Origin of the sequence: Acidovorax sp. Root568 (assembly GCF_001427445.1) — a bacterium.
Taxonomy (GTDB): Bacteria; Pseudomonadota; Gammaproteobacteria; order Burkholderiales; family Burkholderiaceae_C; genus Acidovorax; species Acidovorax delafieldii.
The window spans coordinates 25,334-38,975 of record NZ_LMGP01000007.1 but is presented as its reverse complement, the minus strand read 5'-3'; the positions used below and the strand labels follow the sequence as shown (position 1 = coordinate 38,975).

Here is a 13,642-nt window from a genome sequence, read left to right as displayed (position 1 = left end):
CCGAACTTGGCGGACAGCACGGTAGCGATAGCTGCCGTCAGCGTCGTCTTGCCATGGTCCACGTGACCGATCGTGCCCACGTTCACGTGGGGCTTGGTCCGCTCGAATTTTCCTTTTGCCATTTTTCCGACTCCGAAAAAAATCTAAATCAACACAACAGGATCTCGGCGCAACCAGAACCGGACGCACCAGAAAATGGTGCCCATGGCGGGAATCGGACCCGCGACCTCTCCCTTACCAAGGGAGTGCTCTACCACTGAGCCACATGGGCAATTGGCGCCGCTCGCACAACACCAAAAATCTCTACTCAACAAACCAGCACAACAAACAATGGAGCGGGAGACGGGAATCGAACCCGCGTCATTAGCTTGGAAGGCTAGGGTTCTACCATTGAACTACTCCCGCGCAGACCACCGGCCTTTGCGAACCCAACTTTGCACTCGCAAAGTCAAGCATCACTCTCAACACTGCTCACTCACTGGTGGAGGGGACTGGATTCGAACCAGTGTAGGCGTAAGCCAACAGATTTACAGTCTGCCCCCTTTAGCCACTCGGGCACCCCTCCGGAGAATTTCGAATTATAGCACCAAATTTTTACGCATTCAGAAATTAAACGCATTTGACGCTCTTCACAAACGCTGTAAGCGCTCGCTGCTGCATGTACCGTTGGTGCGGCTGGCGGGGATCGAACCCACGACCCTTGGCTTCGGAGGCCAATACTCTATCCACTGAGCTACAGCCGCATACCTCTGATTGACGCAGCCTTTGATTATTGCACGCGGCAAGCATCCAAACAAACAAAGCCCTGGCGCTCAGCCATCACAGGATGCAGCAGGCACTTTCGTTACGGCCAGCGACAACCCCACACCACGCAAAAATGCGTCGGTGCTGGCGCCACCTACGCCAATGAGATCAAAGCCACCGTCATTCAGAATCCAGTTGCGGATCAGCCCATCAAAAAGGGCATGCAGACTAATGGCCGCGTCCATCGCCGACATCGACAGCACCACCCCTTGCGACTCAGCAGCCAGCGCAAAGTCGCGCGCCAGCTGCTGCGTAAACCCTTCGGAGGCCGCCACATGGCGCTCGCGCAGCCCCATCAGCTCGTTCACGTATTCCACCTTGTACAACGCAATCTCGAAGACCCTTCGGGTGTGCTCGTCCGAGGCCACACTGCGCAGCACCAGCGCCATCACCGCCCGAAGGCGTTGCACAGGATCGGCGCAGGTGCTGTCTTCAAAACTGGCAAAACCCTGCTCCAACGGCAGCGTGACACGGTCCATCATGGCGCTAAACAGGTCCACCTTGTCCTTGAAGTGCCAGTAGATCGCACCACGCGTGGCTCCCGCAGCCTGGGCAATATCACTCAGCGACGCGCGGGACACCCCCTTTTCCCGAAACACCAACTCAGCCGCATCGATCAACCCGTTGCGGGTTGCGATTGCATCTTCTTTTGTCCGGCGCGCCATAGTCAAACATCCTGTTGAGTCTCCAAAACCCCTACGACTGCCTAGGGGCATCTGCAGCAGTCGACAATTATACATTCATGTCTGTATGTATAATTTCTGATCAAACTGTCGGGGCATTGAGCGAAGCGCTCCAGACCTCCCACTTTTTTCCAGATCCCTTTTTTTGACGCCTACCCAAAGGACTCTCATGCCTCAACTGCGTGACGCATCCGGCACCCCTTACTTGCGTGCCACCACCACCCGACGAGTGCTTTCGCTGGCTGCCATCAGCGCGGCGATACTGCTTGTGTCCGCCTGTGGCAAGGCTGATGGACAGGCCGCCGAGGCAGGCGGTCCCAAGCCGCCCCCGGTCGAAGTGGGAGTCGTGACCGCCACGCCCGGCGACGTGGGGCTTATCACCGAGCTACCTGGCCGCGTGGAGGCGTCTCGGGTGGCCCAAGTGCGCGCACGGGCCGCCGGCATCCTTCAGCAGCGCGTGTTCAAGGAAGGTAGCGACGTCAAGGCCGGGCAGGTGCTGTTCCGCATTGATCCCGCTCCCTACGCCGCTGCTGCAGAGAGCGCGCGCGCCAGCCTCGCCAAGGCCCAGGCCAATCTGGCACAGGCCAGCGCACAAGCTGAGCGCTATCGCCCCCTGGTTGCAGCCAATGCCATCAGCAAGCAGGATTTTGTAAACGCAGAGGCGGCCGAGAAACAAGCCCAGGCCGACGTGGCGGCCGCCAAGGCTGCTGTGCGCACCGCCGACATCAACCTCAGCTATGCCAGCGTGACCTCCCCCATCTCCGGTCGCATTGGCCGCGCACTGGTCACTGAAGGCGCCTTGGTCGGCCAGGGCGAAGCGACCGCATTGGCTGTGGTGCAGCAGATCGACCCGGTGTACGTGAACTTCACCCAATCGGCCGGTGACGTCTTCCAACTGCGGCGCGCTATGGAAAGTGGGCAGTTCAAGCGCGCTGGCGGCAGCCAGGCAGCCAGCGTCAAGCTGGTGCTCAGCGACGGATCTGAATACGCACAAGCTGGCAAGCTGCTGTTCACGGACTTGTCGGTGGACTCCACCACCGGCCAGGTCACCCTGCGCGCAGAGGTGCCCAATCCCAAGGGCGAGCTGCTGCCCGGACTGTATCTGCGTGTGCGGATTGAACAGGCACAGGCCAGCAACGCCATCACCCTGCCCCAGCAGGCTGTCACGCGCACCCAGCAGGGCGACACGGTCAGCGTGGTTGGCGAGGACGGCAAGGTGTCGCAGCGCACCGTCAAGATCAGTGCCGCACAGAACAACCACTGGGTGGTGCTGGACGGTCTGAAGGCGGGTGAAAAAGTGATGGTGGACGGCTTCCAGAAGCGGCAGATGCTGCCTCCCGGAACCCCGGTAAAGCCCGTTCCATGGCAAGCACCAGGCACGCCTGCGCCGGCAGCAGCGACTGCCTCAGCGCCAGCCTCCGCAGAGGCGCCGGCAGCGCCCGCTTCGGCCGCATCCAAGCCATAAGGGGCAATCCAGCATGGCCAAATTTTTCATTGACCGCCCCATCTTTGCGTGGGTGATTGCGCTGTTCATCATGGTGATGGGCGGCGTAGCCATCACGCAGCTACCCATTGCCCAGTACCCGCCGGTGGCACCACCGTCCATCGTCATCAACGCGGCCTACCCTGGCGCATCGGCGCAAACCCTCGAAGACAGCGTGCTGTCGGTCATCGAACGCGAGATGAACGGCTCCCCCGGGCTGATCTACATGGAATCGGTCGCGCAGGCCGATGGTTCCGGCAGCATCACGCTGAGTTTCCAGCCCGGCACCAATGCCGACCTGGCGCAGGTGGACGTGCAAAACCGGCTTTCACGGGCCACGCCGCGCCTGCCTTCTGCCGTGACACAACAGGGGGTGCGCGTGGACAAGTCGCGCTCCAACTTCCTGCTGTTCACCATGCTGTCGTCCAGCAACCCGGCCACCGACACCGTTGCCTTGGGTGACTATGCGTCGCGCAACGTGGTGCCAGAACTGCAACGCCTTAAGGGTATTGGCCAGGCCCAGCTGTTTGGCACGGAGCGCGCCATGCGCATCTGGATCGATCCGGCCAAGATGGTGAGCTACAACCTGTCGGCAGCAGAGATCACCGCCGCCATCCGCGCCCAGAATGCCCAGGTGGCCAGCGGCACCATTGGGGACCTGCCCAATGTCGCGGGCCAAGGCATTGCCGCCACCGTCGTGGTCAATGGGCAACTGTCCAGCGTTGAACAGTTCGGCAACGTCGTGCTGCGTGCCAACACCGATGGCTCCACCGTGCGCATCAAGGATGTGGCGCGTGTGGAACTGGGCGGCCAGGCCTACGCCACCGCCGCACGCCTGAACGGAAAGCCCGCCGTGGGCATCGGCGTACAGTTGTCGCCCAGCGGTAACGCACTGGAGGCCGCCAAGGACGTGCGCGCGAAGATGGATGAACTGTCACGCTACTTCCCCGAGGGCATGAGTTGGAGCATTCCTTACGACAGCTCGCGCTTTGTAGACATCTCCATCAAGCAGGTCGCAGAAACACTGGTCGAGGCCGTGGTGTTGGTGTTCCTGGTGATGTTCCTGTTTCTGCAGAACTGGCGCTACACCATCATCCCGACGATCGTGGTGCCGATTGCGCTGCTGGGTACGTTTGCCACACTGCTGGCGCTGGGGTTCTCGATCAACGTGCTGACCATGTTTGGCATGGTGCTGGTGATCGGCATCGTGGTGGACGACGCCATCGTGGTGGTGGAGAACGTTGAGCGCATCATGAGCGAAGAAGGCCTGTCGCCGCTGGAAGCCACGCGCAAGGCCATGCGCCAGATTTCGGGCGCCATCATTGGCGTGACGGTGGTGCTGATCTCGGTGTTCGTGCCGCTGGCATTTTTTGCAGGTTCCACGGGCAACATCTACCGCCAGTTCTCGGCGGTGATGGTGGCATCCATTGGCTTCTCAGCCTTCATGGCCCTGTCGCTCACACCGGCACTGTGCGCCACCCTGCTCAAGCCGGTCGAGGCGGGGCATCACCACGAGAAGACTGGCTTCTTTGGCTGGTTCAATCGCGGCTTTTCGCGCACTGCCAAAGGCTATGAAGGCTTTGTGGCCCGCATGCTGCGGCGCGCCGCGCGTTACCTGGTGATCTACGCAGCCATCATCGGTGCCGTGACCGTGGTCTACATGCGCCTGCCGACCTCGTTCCTGCCCAGCGAAGACCAGGGCAACATCATCGTCAACGTGCAATTGCCACCTGGCGCCACGCAGGAGCGTACGCTGGCCGTGATGGAGCAGGTCGAAGGCTTCATCCTCAAGCAGCCCGAGGTGCAAAGCATGGTGGGCGTGCTGGGCTTCAGCTTCTCCGGCCAGGGGCAGAACGCGGCCCTCGCCTTTGTGACCCTCAAGGACTGGAGCGAGCGCCATGGCCCCGGTCAGTCGGCACAGGACGTGGCCAACCGCGCCTTTGGTGCGCTGATGGGCATTCGCGATGCTTTCATCTTCCCGTTGAGCCCCCCGCCCATTCCCGAGCTGGGCAACGCCAGCGGCTTCACGTTCCGCCTGCAGGACCGTGGCGGCGCGGGGCACGAGGCCCTGGTGAAAGCCCGCAATCAGTTGCTGGGCATGGCCTCGCAGAGCAAGGTGCTCACGCAACTGCGCCCCGATGGTCTGGAAGACGCTCCGCAGTTGCAGATCGACATAGACCGCGACAAAGCCAACGCGCTGGGTGTGCCGTTTGATGCCATCAACTCCGCGCTGTCCACCGCGCTGGGCTCCAGCTATGTGAACGACTTCCCGAACCAGGGCCGCCTGCAGCGGGTGGTGGTGCAGGCCGATGCGCCGGCGCGCATGCAGCCCGACGATCTGCTGCAGATCAATGCCACCAACAGCCAGGGCAAACCGGTGCCGCTGTCGGCGTTCGCAACCACGCGCTGGGTGACCGGCGCGCAGCAAACCGTGCGCTACAACGGCTACCCTGCCATGCGCATTTCCGGCTCGCCAGCGCCGGGCTACAGCACGGGAGCTGCCATGGCCGAGATGGAGAAGCTCGCTGGCCAACTGCCCCAAGGCTTCGGTTTTGAATGGACCGGCCAGTCGCGCGAAGAAAAGCTGGCAGGCTCGCAGTCGCTCATCCTGTACAGCTTTGCCATCCTGGCGGTATTCCTGTGCCTGGCTGCGCTGTACGAGAGCTGGTCGATCCCGCTGGCCGTGATCCTGGTGGTGCCCCTGGGCGTGCTGGGCGTGCTGCTGGCCACCTTGCTGCGCGGCTATGCCAATGACGTGTACTTCCAGGTGGGCCTGATCACCATCATTGGCCTGTCAGCGAAAAACGCCATCCTGATCATCGAGTTCGCCAAGGACCTGCAGGCCCAGGGCAAGGGCGTGATCGAGTCGGCGCTGGCCGCCGCACATTTGCGGTTCCGCCCCATCGTGATGACCTCGATGGCGTTCGGCCTGGGCGTGCTGCCACTGGTCGTCGCGTCGGGTGCAGGCTCTGCCAGCCAGCGGGCCATCGGCACCGGCGTGCTGGGTGGCATGGTCACAGGCACCGCACTGGCCGTGTTCTTTGTGCCAGTGTTCTTTGTGGTGGTGCGCAGCCTGTTCAAAGGCAGCGCGCGCCAACAGGAAATGAACCGCCGCCATGCAGAAGAAGCAGGAGTTGGAACCCATGAATAAAAACCGAAGTACCCCCATGGCGTTGGCAGCAGCCACGGCGGCTGCGCTGCTGGCTGGCTGCTCGTTCATCCCCACTTACGAGCGCCCGCAGCCCCCCGTCCCCGCCACCTACGCCGGCGGGGCGGCAACAACCGACAGCGCAGCTGCGCTGTCGGGAGCCACCGTGCCCTGGCAGAACTACTTTGCCGAGCCACGCCTGCAACAGCTCATCGACATTGCGCTGGCCAACAACCGCGACCTGCGTGTGGCCATGCTCAACATCGAGCAAGCTCGGGCCACCTACCAGGTGCGCCGGGCCGACCTGTACCCGGGCGTGGGACTGGCCGCCAATGCCAGCCGGGCCCCTGCCACGGGCACGGGCAACCTGACCAACTCATTCAGCGTGGGTCTGGCCGTATCCGCATGGGAAATCGACTTCTTTGGCCGCATTGCCAGCCTCAAGGAGCAGGCACTCGCCCAGTACCTTGCCACGGAAGAAGGCCGCAACGCCGCACAGGTGAGCCTGGTGGCGGCAGTGGCCAATAGCTGGCTGACACTGCTGGCCGACGAGGAGCTGCTGGACCTGTCGCGCCAGACTCTCGCATCGCGCGAGGAGTCGGTGCGCCTGACCAGGATGCGCCTGGACGCGGGTGTGGCCTCCGAGCTCGACTTCCGCCAGGCCGAGTCGCTCACCCAGGCGGCCCGCGCCACGCTGGCGCAGCAGCAGCGCCAGCGCGCGCTCGACGAAAACGCACTGGTCCTGCTCCTCGGTCAGGCACTGCCTCAGGACGTGCGCGCCAGTCTGGCCGGTGGCAAGCTGGCCGACGCGCCTGCGATGGCACCGTTGCCTGCCGGCGTGCCGTCGGAGCTGCTCACCCGCCGGCCGGACATCCGCCAGGCGGAGCAGCAACTGATTGGCGCCAACGCCAACATCGGCGCTGCGCGGGCCGCGTTTTTCCCGCGCATCTCCCTGACGGCGCAGGCAGGCACAGCCAGCGGCGAGCTGTCCGGCCTGTTCAAGAATGGCTCCTGGGGCTTCACCATCGCGCCATCCCTGCTGCTGCCCATTTTTGACGCGGGCCGCAACCAGGCGAATCTGGACAGCGCCCGGGTCGGCCGGGAGATTGCCGTGGCGCAGTACGAAAAGGCCATCCAGACCGCGTTCCGCGAGGTCTCGGATGCGCTGGCGGGGCAAGCCACGCTGGGCGAACAGGCCCAGGCCCAGCAACAGCAGGCCCAGGCAGAGGCCGCGCGCCTGCAGCTGGCCGACCTGCGCTACCGCAACGGCGTGGCCAGCTATCTGGACCTGCTGGACGCACAACGCTCGCTGTTCACGGCCCAGCAGGCGGTGGTGCAGGTGCAGCTGGCGCAACTGCAAAACCAGGTGTCGCTGTACAAGGCACTGGGGGGTGGAGCGCCCGACACCAGCGCCCAGCTCCCCTCCTGACGCCCTGCGCGGGAGCGAGCGCAGCCCCTGGGGCGCTGCGCTCGCTCTGGGGCAAACCCGTGGTTGTCTGCATCCAGCGGGGATGGGAATAACCATCCCCGCAGATATAATTTAAGGTTGATTACACCGAAGCCCCCGATACACCTGAGGACGACATGAGCGACAACCACCACGAAGAAGCCCATACCGGCCCGATCAAGAACCCCAAGCAGTTGCTGGTCGCGGTACTTTTCTCGTTTGTGATTCCGATCTTTGCCATCATTGGCTTGGTCCTGTATGTGACGTCGGCGGACAAGCCCGCTGCCGGTGCCGTCAACCCTGAAAAGGCCATCGCCGAACGCATCCAGAAGATCGGCATGGTCGAAGTGCGCGACGCCAACCGCCCCCTCAAGAGCGGCGAAGAAGTGTTCAAGGCCCAGTGCTCCGCCTGCCATGCCTCCGGCGCTGCGGGTGCCCCCAAGTTTGGTGATGCCGCTGCCTGGGCTGCGCGCATCGGCACCGGGTTTGAAGCCCTGGTGCAGTCGGCCCTGAAGGGCAAGGGCGCCATGGCACCCCAAGGTGGCGGCGACTTCAACGACACCGAAATCGCGCGCGCTGTGGCCTACATGGCCAATGCTGGTGGTGCCAAGTTTGCCGAACCTGCTGCTCCCGCAGCCGCTGCCCCAGCCGCCCAGGCAGACGCAGCACCAGCCGCCTCTCCTGCACCAGCACCCGCCGCAGCCCCTACAGCTGCTGCGCCTGCTGTGGCGGTAGCTGCCGCACCTGCAGCCGCCGCAGCTGGCGCTGGCGAGGCTCTGTATAAGCAGGCTTGCCAGGTGTGCCACGCTGCCGGTGTGGCCGGTGCTCCCAAGTTTGGTGACAAGGCCGCCTGGGCAGCTCGCCTGCCCGCAGGCATCGACGCGCTGTACACCAGTGTCGCCAAGGGCAAGGGCGCCATGCCTCCGCGTGGCGGCTCCCAAGCCTCTGACGCCGATCTGCGCGCCGCGGTGGAGTTCATGACAGCCGCCGCCAAGTAAGGCAGCGCCCGACCCTGCACGAGCTGGGTAGAACCCTCACCCAGAAAGCCGGTCCTTGCGACCGGCTTTTTTTTCGTCTTGCAGGTTATCCAGTGCCGTGGTGAGCCGCTCTGAGTGCCTGCAACTCCGGGTTGAAGGCGGTAGGGTGGAGCTTCAGGTTGGCCGCGACGCCCCGGCTTGCGACCGGGCGCGCGGACTGCAGACATACCCGTTGCGTGCCGGAAGGTCCTGCGCCTGTACGTCCTGCGGCGTCCAGCGTCCGTCGGTCACAGCCTCTGCAGCCAGTGCCACATCCAGCGTGTGCACCAGCCCCAGGCCCAGGTCTGTCTCCAGGTACACACGGCCCTGCTCATCCAGCAGGCAGTGGCGGACCGACGCCTCCCGGCCCGTATGGCTGATGGCGCGGAGGTCTTGCGGCTGCAGACGCCAGACCCAGGGCGTGGCCTCCAGCTCGACATACACGCGCTGGGGGCCGTTTTGAAAGAACCACTGACCCTGGTCGTCGTGCTCGTAGTTGCGGGCTATGAACGCGATGAGCTTGTCGTGCTGCAGCAACGACCCTTTGCTGTGCGGAAACGTACCCGCTGCCTGCACCGCGTCGTCGCGCAGATACCAGTGGCCACGCGCATCCAGGCCCAGCCAGCCATAGCAGTCGGGCACGTTGGGCCATTTGGCCAGTGCCTGTTTGACGATGTCATCCATGGGCGGATTGTGCGCCGTGCAGCGCCAGCGCCCCACTGTGCTCGGCCAGCCACCCTCCCACGGCGTCGGGCATGGCGCGCACATGCCCCGGTGGCAAGCCGCGCGGGAACCCCACATGCCCGCCATGCGGCGGCTGCCAGAGCGTCACATGGCGTCCCACCTCGCGCACGCCCGGCAGGCTGCCAGCGGGCACAAAGGGGTCATTGCGCGCGTTCACCACCAGCGCCGGAACGCGGATACGGTGCAGCAGCGGCTTGGCCGAGGCGCGCAGCCAGTAGTCCTCGGTATTACGGAATCCGTGGACGGGCGCGGTGAACACGTTGTCGAACGCGTACAGGTCCCGCGCGGCCAGCAGCGCCTGCAGGTCAAACAGCCCCGGGTGCTGGGCCAGCTTCTGCAGCGCCTTGGGCACCAGGGTGCGCATGAACATGCGCGTGTACACCAGCCGGTTGAAGCCGCGCCCAATGGCATGGCCGCCCGCCGCCAGGTCGATGGGCGAGCACACGGCCGCCACCGCATCCGCGCTGCGCGCAGCGTCAGTGCCCACTTCGGCGGCCCAGCGCAGCAGGGCATTGCCGCCCAGTGACACTCCTACCGCCATCAGCGGCCCCTGGTGGTGCACACGCAGCTGCTGCAGCATCCAGCCGATCTCCGCATGGTCGCCCGAGTGGTAGGCGCGCGGGGCACGGTTGATCTCCCCGCTGCAGCCGCGAAAGTGCGGCAGCGCGCAGGCCCAGCCGCGCTCGCGGGCCAGGTCGGCAAAGGCTTCGCAGTAATGGCTGCGTGATGAGCCCTCCAGCCCGTGGAACACCACCAGCAGCGGCCTGGGAGCGTCAGCCACCACACCGTCCTGGAGAAAGTCCACATCGACAAAATCGCCATCGGGGGTGTCCCAGCGCTCACGGCGGTACTCGGGACGCGGGCCGAACACACGGCGTGCGTACAGCGCGGGCCAGATCGTTTGCAACTGGCCACCGGGGAGCCAGCGAGGCGCTATGTATTTCATAGCTGTCAAGACATATGTTGTCGGCGCATACAGCCAATTGGACCCAAAATCCTCACGCAGGGGCCTCTCAATGCAGAACGGGGCGCTGCGCCAGCACATCCACCTGGGCGCCGGGCGCCACGCCCGGGCTGGCGTGGTGGGCCACCATGCGCCAGCCTTCGGGGGTCTTGTGGTACACGTTGGTCGCCATGACCACGGCCTGGTGCAGGCCGTCAGGCAGCATCACCTCGACCTGCTCGACCACGCTGTGCACGGCACTCGACAGCGCCACCACGCGGTGCACCTGCGCCGGCCGGGCACGCACCGTCCCATGGGAGAACATGGCCTCGAACGCGGCACGGATGGCGGCGGGCCCCAGCAGGCGCGGCCCGCCCGGGTGCACACAGACAATCTCGTCATCGTCCGCCCAGCACGACATCAGCAGCTCGATGTCACCGCGCTGCAGCGCCTCATAAAAGGCTGTTTCGGTTTCATCCGAAGAGCCACCCAGGGTGGCTGCTTTTGATCGGGCGCGGGGCATGTGGATTCTGGTGGTAAGTGGGTCGGAACGGCGTGACAGGTGCAACGCCAGCCTGCTATTGTGCGGCGGCGGTGCAATGCCTGGCTGCCCACCGATTTTGTACGCGCTCGGGCGGGGGCCCACCATCGCTGGTCTCCGACCATTTTGCGGACTGGCGCCCTCCGGTTTCTGGCACAGTCATCCCATTTCTCCATCGGCGGACTCCACCATCATGATGATCCAACGTCTTCTTGCCCTCCTCACCTTGCTCGCCGCCACGCTCACGCTGAGCGGCTGCGGCTACAACGACTTCCAGCGCCTGGACGAGCAATCGAAGGCCGCCTGGAGCGAAGTGCTCAACCAGTACCAGCGCCGTGCCGACCTGGTGCCCAACATCGTCGCCACCGTGAAGGGCGAGGCCAACTTTGAACAGGAGACGCTGACCAAGGTGGTCGAGGCCCGCGCCAAGGCCACGGCCATCCAGGTCACGCCCGAGACGCTGAACAACCCCGAGGCTTTCAGCAAGTTCCAGCAGGCCCAGGGAGAGTTGTCCAGCGCCCTGTCGCGCCTGATGGTCGTGTCCGAGCGCTACCCCACCTTGCAGGCCAACCAGGGCTTTCGCGACCTGCGGGTGACGCTGGAAGGCACCGAAAACCGCATCACCGTGGCCCGCAACCGCTACATCCAGACCGTGCAGGAGTACAACGTGCTGGCCCGCAGCTTCCCCACCAACCTCACGGCCATGGCCTTCAGCTACGCCCCCAAGCCCAGCTTTACCGTCGCCAACGAGGCCCAAATTTCCGTGCCACCCACGGTGGATTTTTCCGCCTCCAAAGCCAAGCCCTGAACACCCCTTGCAGGGCCTGATGTGAGCTAAATATGCTGCTAGCGCCTATTCGATATGCCCTGATAGCTATATTTTTTATAGCTGCATGGCCTATCTTTGGCTGGGCCCAATCGCAGCCGCTGGCTGTGCCCCCGCTGACCGGCCACGTCATTGATCAGACCGGCACGCTCAGCGCCGCAGACACCCAGGCGCTGGAGGGCCAGCTGGTCGCCCTCGAAAAGTCGCGCGGCTCGCAGGTCGTGGTGCTGATGGTGCCCACCACCGCACCAGAAGACATTGCCGCCTATGCCAACCGCGTCGGCAACCAGTGGAAGATCGGGCGCCGCGACGTGGGTGATGGTGTGCTGGTCCTGGTGGCCAAGAACGACCGCAAGATGCGCATCGAGGTTGCCAAGTCTCTGGAAGGTGCCATCCCCGACATCGCAGCAGCACGCATCATCGACGGCGCGATGAAGCCCCGCTTTCAGCAAGGCGACTTTGCTGGCGGTCTGAGCGCTGCGGTCACGCAGATCGGCGCGCGCATCGCGGGCGAAGCCCTGCCCGCCCCGGCAGAGACGTCCGCCCCCCCCGCTGGGGGCAGCAGTCATAGTCTGTTCGACTGGACGGACTTTGCCATCTTCCTGTTTTTTGGCGTCATGGTGGCCGGCCCGTTGGCTCGCAGCCTCTTGGGGGCTGCGCTGGGCGGACTGGCGGTAGGAGGCGGCGTAGGCGCCCTGGCGTTTGTGTTCACCTCCAGCCTGCTGCTGTCGGTGGGCGCGGGCATCATTGCGCTGCTCTACACCTGGCTTTTTGGCGGCAGCAGCGGCCCCATCAGCCTGGGGCATGGCGGCGGAGGTTCCGGGGGCTGGAGCAGCGGCAGCTCGGGCGGATTCAGCAGCAGCAGTGACAGCGGCGGCTTCAGTTCCGGCGGTGGGGGCGATTTTGGTGGCGGCGGTGCATCGGGGGACTGGTGATGGGTGTTGAGAACAGCGGGCAACCAACGCACACGCTATGGCGTTCCATCTGGAGGCTCGTCCACCATCGCTGGCACGACGCCTTCGGCCGATCCGCCATCCCGTTGCAAGCACTGCAGCGCCTCGGCGCGCAGGTCGCTGCCAGCGAGCGGCAGCACACCGGGCAGATTCGCATCGTGGCGGAAGCGGGGCTCCCCTGGAGCTACCTGCGCCGTCACGCCAATGCACGCGAACGCGCGCTGATGCTGTTCAGCAAACACCGCGTGTGGGACACCGAACACAACAACGGCGTGCTGATCTACCTGCTGATGCCGGAACATGCGTTCGAGATCGTTGCCGACCGGGGCCTGGCACGGCATGTCCCACCGACCGCATGGCAGGAGATGGCGACGAAGATGACGGCCCAGTTTCAGCAAGGCCACTACGAAGAAGGCCTGGCACAGGCCGTGGGCGCGGTAGGCGCCCTGCTGGCGGAGCACTTTCCGCGCGCCACCGATTCGCCCTCCGTCAACGAGCTACCCGACGCGCCGCTCCTGCGCTGAATACCGGCTGGTGGCCATCCCCGAGCATCTACAACGCGACGCGAATCAGAGCGCCCAGAGGGCGGCCGTTGTGTATGGGTGGGCTGCGGCTCAGCCTGACGGTACATGCAGTTCAGCCGCAAACTACTTTCCATGGGCATCGAATTGAACACCCCACTTCGAGCCCCAGCAGGCCACATCGCGGAGCTAACCCGCTGACTCTGCGCAGGTGCGCCCCTCACACGCCTACGGCTCTACGGCTCTACGGCTCTACGGCTCTACGGCTCTACGGCTCTACGGCTCTACAGCTCTACAGCTCTGCAGCTCTGCAGCCCTGCACTCTGCAACCGTCCTGAATATGTATTCGGGTTATCCATCAGCAGGTAACTATCTCCGGCCGAACCAGTACCCCAAGCCCACGGACCGGCCCTCATCCCATCTTCATTGTTTCCAATACTGGAACAGTTAGTTCGCGACCCGGTGGTTTTTCTCTGCACCCCACCGGCGTACAGTTCATCCCATCGATGAGCCGAACCCGCAAGGCGACTCAC

At 64.4% G+C, this 13,642-nt stretch carries 12 protein-coding genes and 4 tRNA genes; 7 read left to right on the top strand and 9 right to left on the bottom strand.

All coding sequences use genetic code 11. From position 1 onward, the window contains the following. From ASD75_RS23200 to ASD75_RS06590, 6 genes are all read right to left on the bottom strand, one after another. A partial coding sequence (locus ASD75_RS23200; protein WP_229827326.1) for a GTP-binding protein occupies positions 1-122 on the bottom strand: 122 nt, incomplete at its 3' end. Between the two features lie 74 nt (positions 123-196). Further along, positions 197-271: transfer RNA gene (locus ASD75_RS06610), tRNA-Thr, on the bottom strand. 60 nt (positions 272-331) lie between these two features. After that, positions 332-405: transfer RNA gene (locus ASD75_RS06605), tRNA-Gly, on the bottom strand. A 74-nt stretch (positions 406-479) separates the two neighbouring features. Next, positions 480-565 (bottom strand) — tRNA-Tyr (locus ASD75_RS06600). A gap of 102 nt (positions 566-667) precedes the next feature. Further along, positions 668-743, bottom strand: a tRNA-Arg gene (locus tag ASD75_RS06595). Positions 744-812: 69 nt separating this feature from the next. After that, positions 813-1,469, bottom strand: coding sequence for a TetR family transcriptional regulator (locus ASD75_RS06590; RefSeq protein WP_056744156.1), 657 nt, complete (start codon positions 1,467-1,469; stop codon positions 813-815). 187 nt (positions 1,470-1,656) lie between these two features. Here ASD75_RS06590 and ASD75_RS06585 point away from each other — a divergent pair, with 187 nt between their 5' ends. From ASD75_RS06585 to ASD75_RS06570, 4 genes are all read left to right on the top strand, one after another. Beyond that, positions 1,657-2,952: an efflux RND transporter periplasmic adaptor subunit gene (locus ASD75_RS06585; protein WP_056744154.1), complete on the top strand. Its 1,296-nt coding sequence runs from the start codon at positions 1,657-1,659 to the stop codon at positions 2,950-2,952. Between the two features lie 13 nt (positions 2,953-2,965). After that, positions 2,966-6,121, top strand: a complete 3,156-nt coding sequence (locus ASD75_RS06580) for an efflux RND transporter permease subunit (protein ID WP_056059085.1) — start codon at positions 2,966-2,968, stop codon at positions 6,119-6,121. Continuing rightward, positions 6,114-7,547, top strand: a complete 1,434-nt coding sequence (locus tag ASD75_RS06575; protein WP_056744160.1) for an efflux transporter outer membrane subunit — start codon at positions 6,114-6,116, stop codon at positions 7,545-7,547. The genes ASD75_RS06580 and ASD75_RS06575 overlap by 8 nt, the downstream gene beginning before the upstream one ends. Before the next feature lie 155 nt (positions 7,548-7,702). Continuing rightward, positions 7,703-8,563 carry a cytochrome c5 family protein gene (locus tag ASD75_RS06570; RefSeq protein ID WP_056744152.1) on the top strand — a complete coding sequence of 287 codons (861 nt, stop codon included), beginning with the start codon at positions 7,703-7,705 and terminating at the stop codon, positions 8,561-8,563. Positions 8,564-8,716: 153 nt separating this feature from the next. Here the strand turns inward: ASD75_RS06570 and ASD75_RS06565 are convergent, their stop codons facing one another. The 3 genes from ASD75_RS06565 to ASD75_RS06555 form a co-directional block, all read right to left on the bottom strand. After that, positions 8,717-9,265: a DUF2946 family protein gene (locus ASD75_RS06565; RefSeq protein ID WP_056744150.1), complete on the bottom strand. Its 549-nt coding sequence runs from the start codon at positions 9,263-9,265 to the stop codon at positions 8,717-8,719. Next, on the bottom strand, positions 9,258-10,271 hold the full coding sequence (locus tag ASD75_RS06560; RefSeq protein ID WP_056744148.1) for a YheT family hydrolase: 1,014 nt from the start codon (positions 10,269-10,271) through the stop codon (positions 9,258-9,260). The genes ASD75_RS06565 and ASD75_RS06560 overlap by 8 nt, the downstream gene beginning before the upstream one ends. Before the next feature lie 67 nt (positions 10,272-10,338). Beyond that, positions 10,339-10,791: a nuclear transport factor 2 family protein gene (locus tag ASD75_RS06555; RefSeq protein ID WP_056744145.1), complete on the bottom strand. Its 453-nt coding sequence runs from the start codon at positions 10,789-10,791 to the stop codon at positions 10,339-10,341. Between the two features lie 214 nt (positions 10,792-11,005). Here ASD75_RS06555 and ASD75_RS06550 point away from each other — a divergent pair, with 214 nt between their 5' ends. The 3 genes from ASD75_RS06550 to ASD75_RS06540 all read left to right on the top strand — a co-directional run bounded on the left by ASD75_RS06550 (position 11,006) and on the right by ASD75_RS06540 (position 13,112). After that, the gene (locus tag ASD75_RS06550) at positions 11,006-11,617 is read left to right on the top strand and encodes a LemA family protein (RefSeq protein ID WP_056744158.1); all 612 of its coding nucleotides are present in this window, start codon (positions 11,006-11,008) and stop codon (positions 11,615-11,617) included. A 32-nt stretch (positions 11,618-11,649) separates the two neighbouring features. Beyond that, a complete protein-coding gene (locus ASD75_RS06545; protein ID WP_056744142.1) occupies positions 11,650-12,570 on the top strand; it encodes a YgcG family protein in 921 nt (306 codons plus the stop codon). A gap of 104 nt (positions 12,571-12,674) precedes the next feature. Beyond that, entirely contained in the window at positions 12,675-13,112 is a 438-nt protein-coding gene (locus tag ASD75_RS06540) for a TPM domain-containing protein (RefSeq protein ID WP_369817457.1), read from the top strand. Positions 13,113-13,642: the final 530 nt, after the last annotated feature.

Coding starts and splice junctions, on each gene's coding strand:
- ASD75_RS06590 (WP_056744156.1), bottom strand. CDS start 1,469: ATGGCGCGCCGGACAAAAGAAGATGCAATCGCAACCCGCAACGGGTTG.
- ASD75_RS06585 (WP_056744154.1), top strand. CDS start 1,657: ATGCCTCAACTGCGTGACGCATCCGGCACCCCTTACTTGCGTGCCACC.
- ASD75_RS06580 (WP_056059085.1), top strand. CDS start 2,966: ATGGCCAAATTTTTCATTGACCGCCCCATCTTTGCGTGGGTGATTGCG.
- ASD75_RS06575 (WP_056744160.1), top strand. CDS start 6,114: ATGAATAAAAACCGAAGTACCCCCATGGCGTTGGCAGCAGCCACGGCG.
- ASD75_RS06570 (WP_056744152.1), top strand. CDS start 7,703: ATGAGCGACAACCACCACGAAGAAGCCCATACCGGCCCGATCAAGAAC.
- ASD75_RS06565 (WP_056744150.1), bottom strand. CDS start 9,265: ATGGATGACATCGTCAAACAGGCACTGGCCAAATGGCCCAACGTGCCC.
- ASD75_RS06560 (WP_056744148.1), bottom strand. CDS start 10,271: ATGAAATACATAGCGCCTCGCTGGCTCCCCGGTGGCCAGTTGCAAACG.
- ASD75_RS06555 (WP_056744145.1), bottom strand. CDS start 10,791: ATGCCCCGCGCCCGATCAAAAGCAGCCACCCTGGGTGGCTCTTCGGAT.
- ASD75_RS06550 (WP_056744158.1), top strand. CDS start 11,006: ATGATCCAACGTCTTCTTGCCCTCCTCACCTTGCTCGCCGCCACGCTC.
- ASD75_RS06545 (WP_056744142.1), top strand. CDS start 11,650: ATGCTGCTAGCGCCTATTCGATATGCCCTGATAGCTATATTTTTTATA.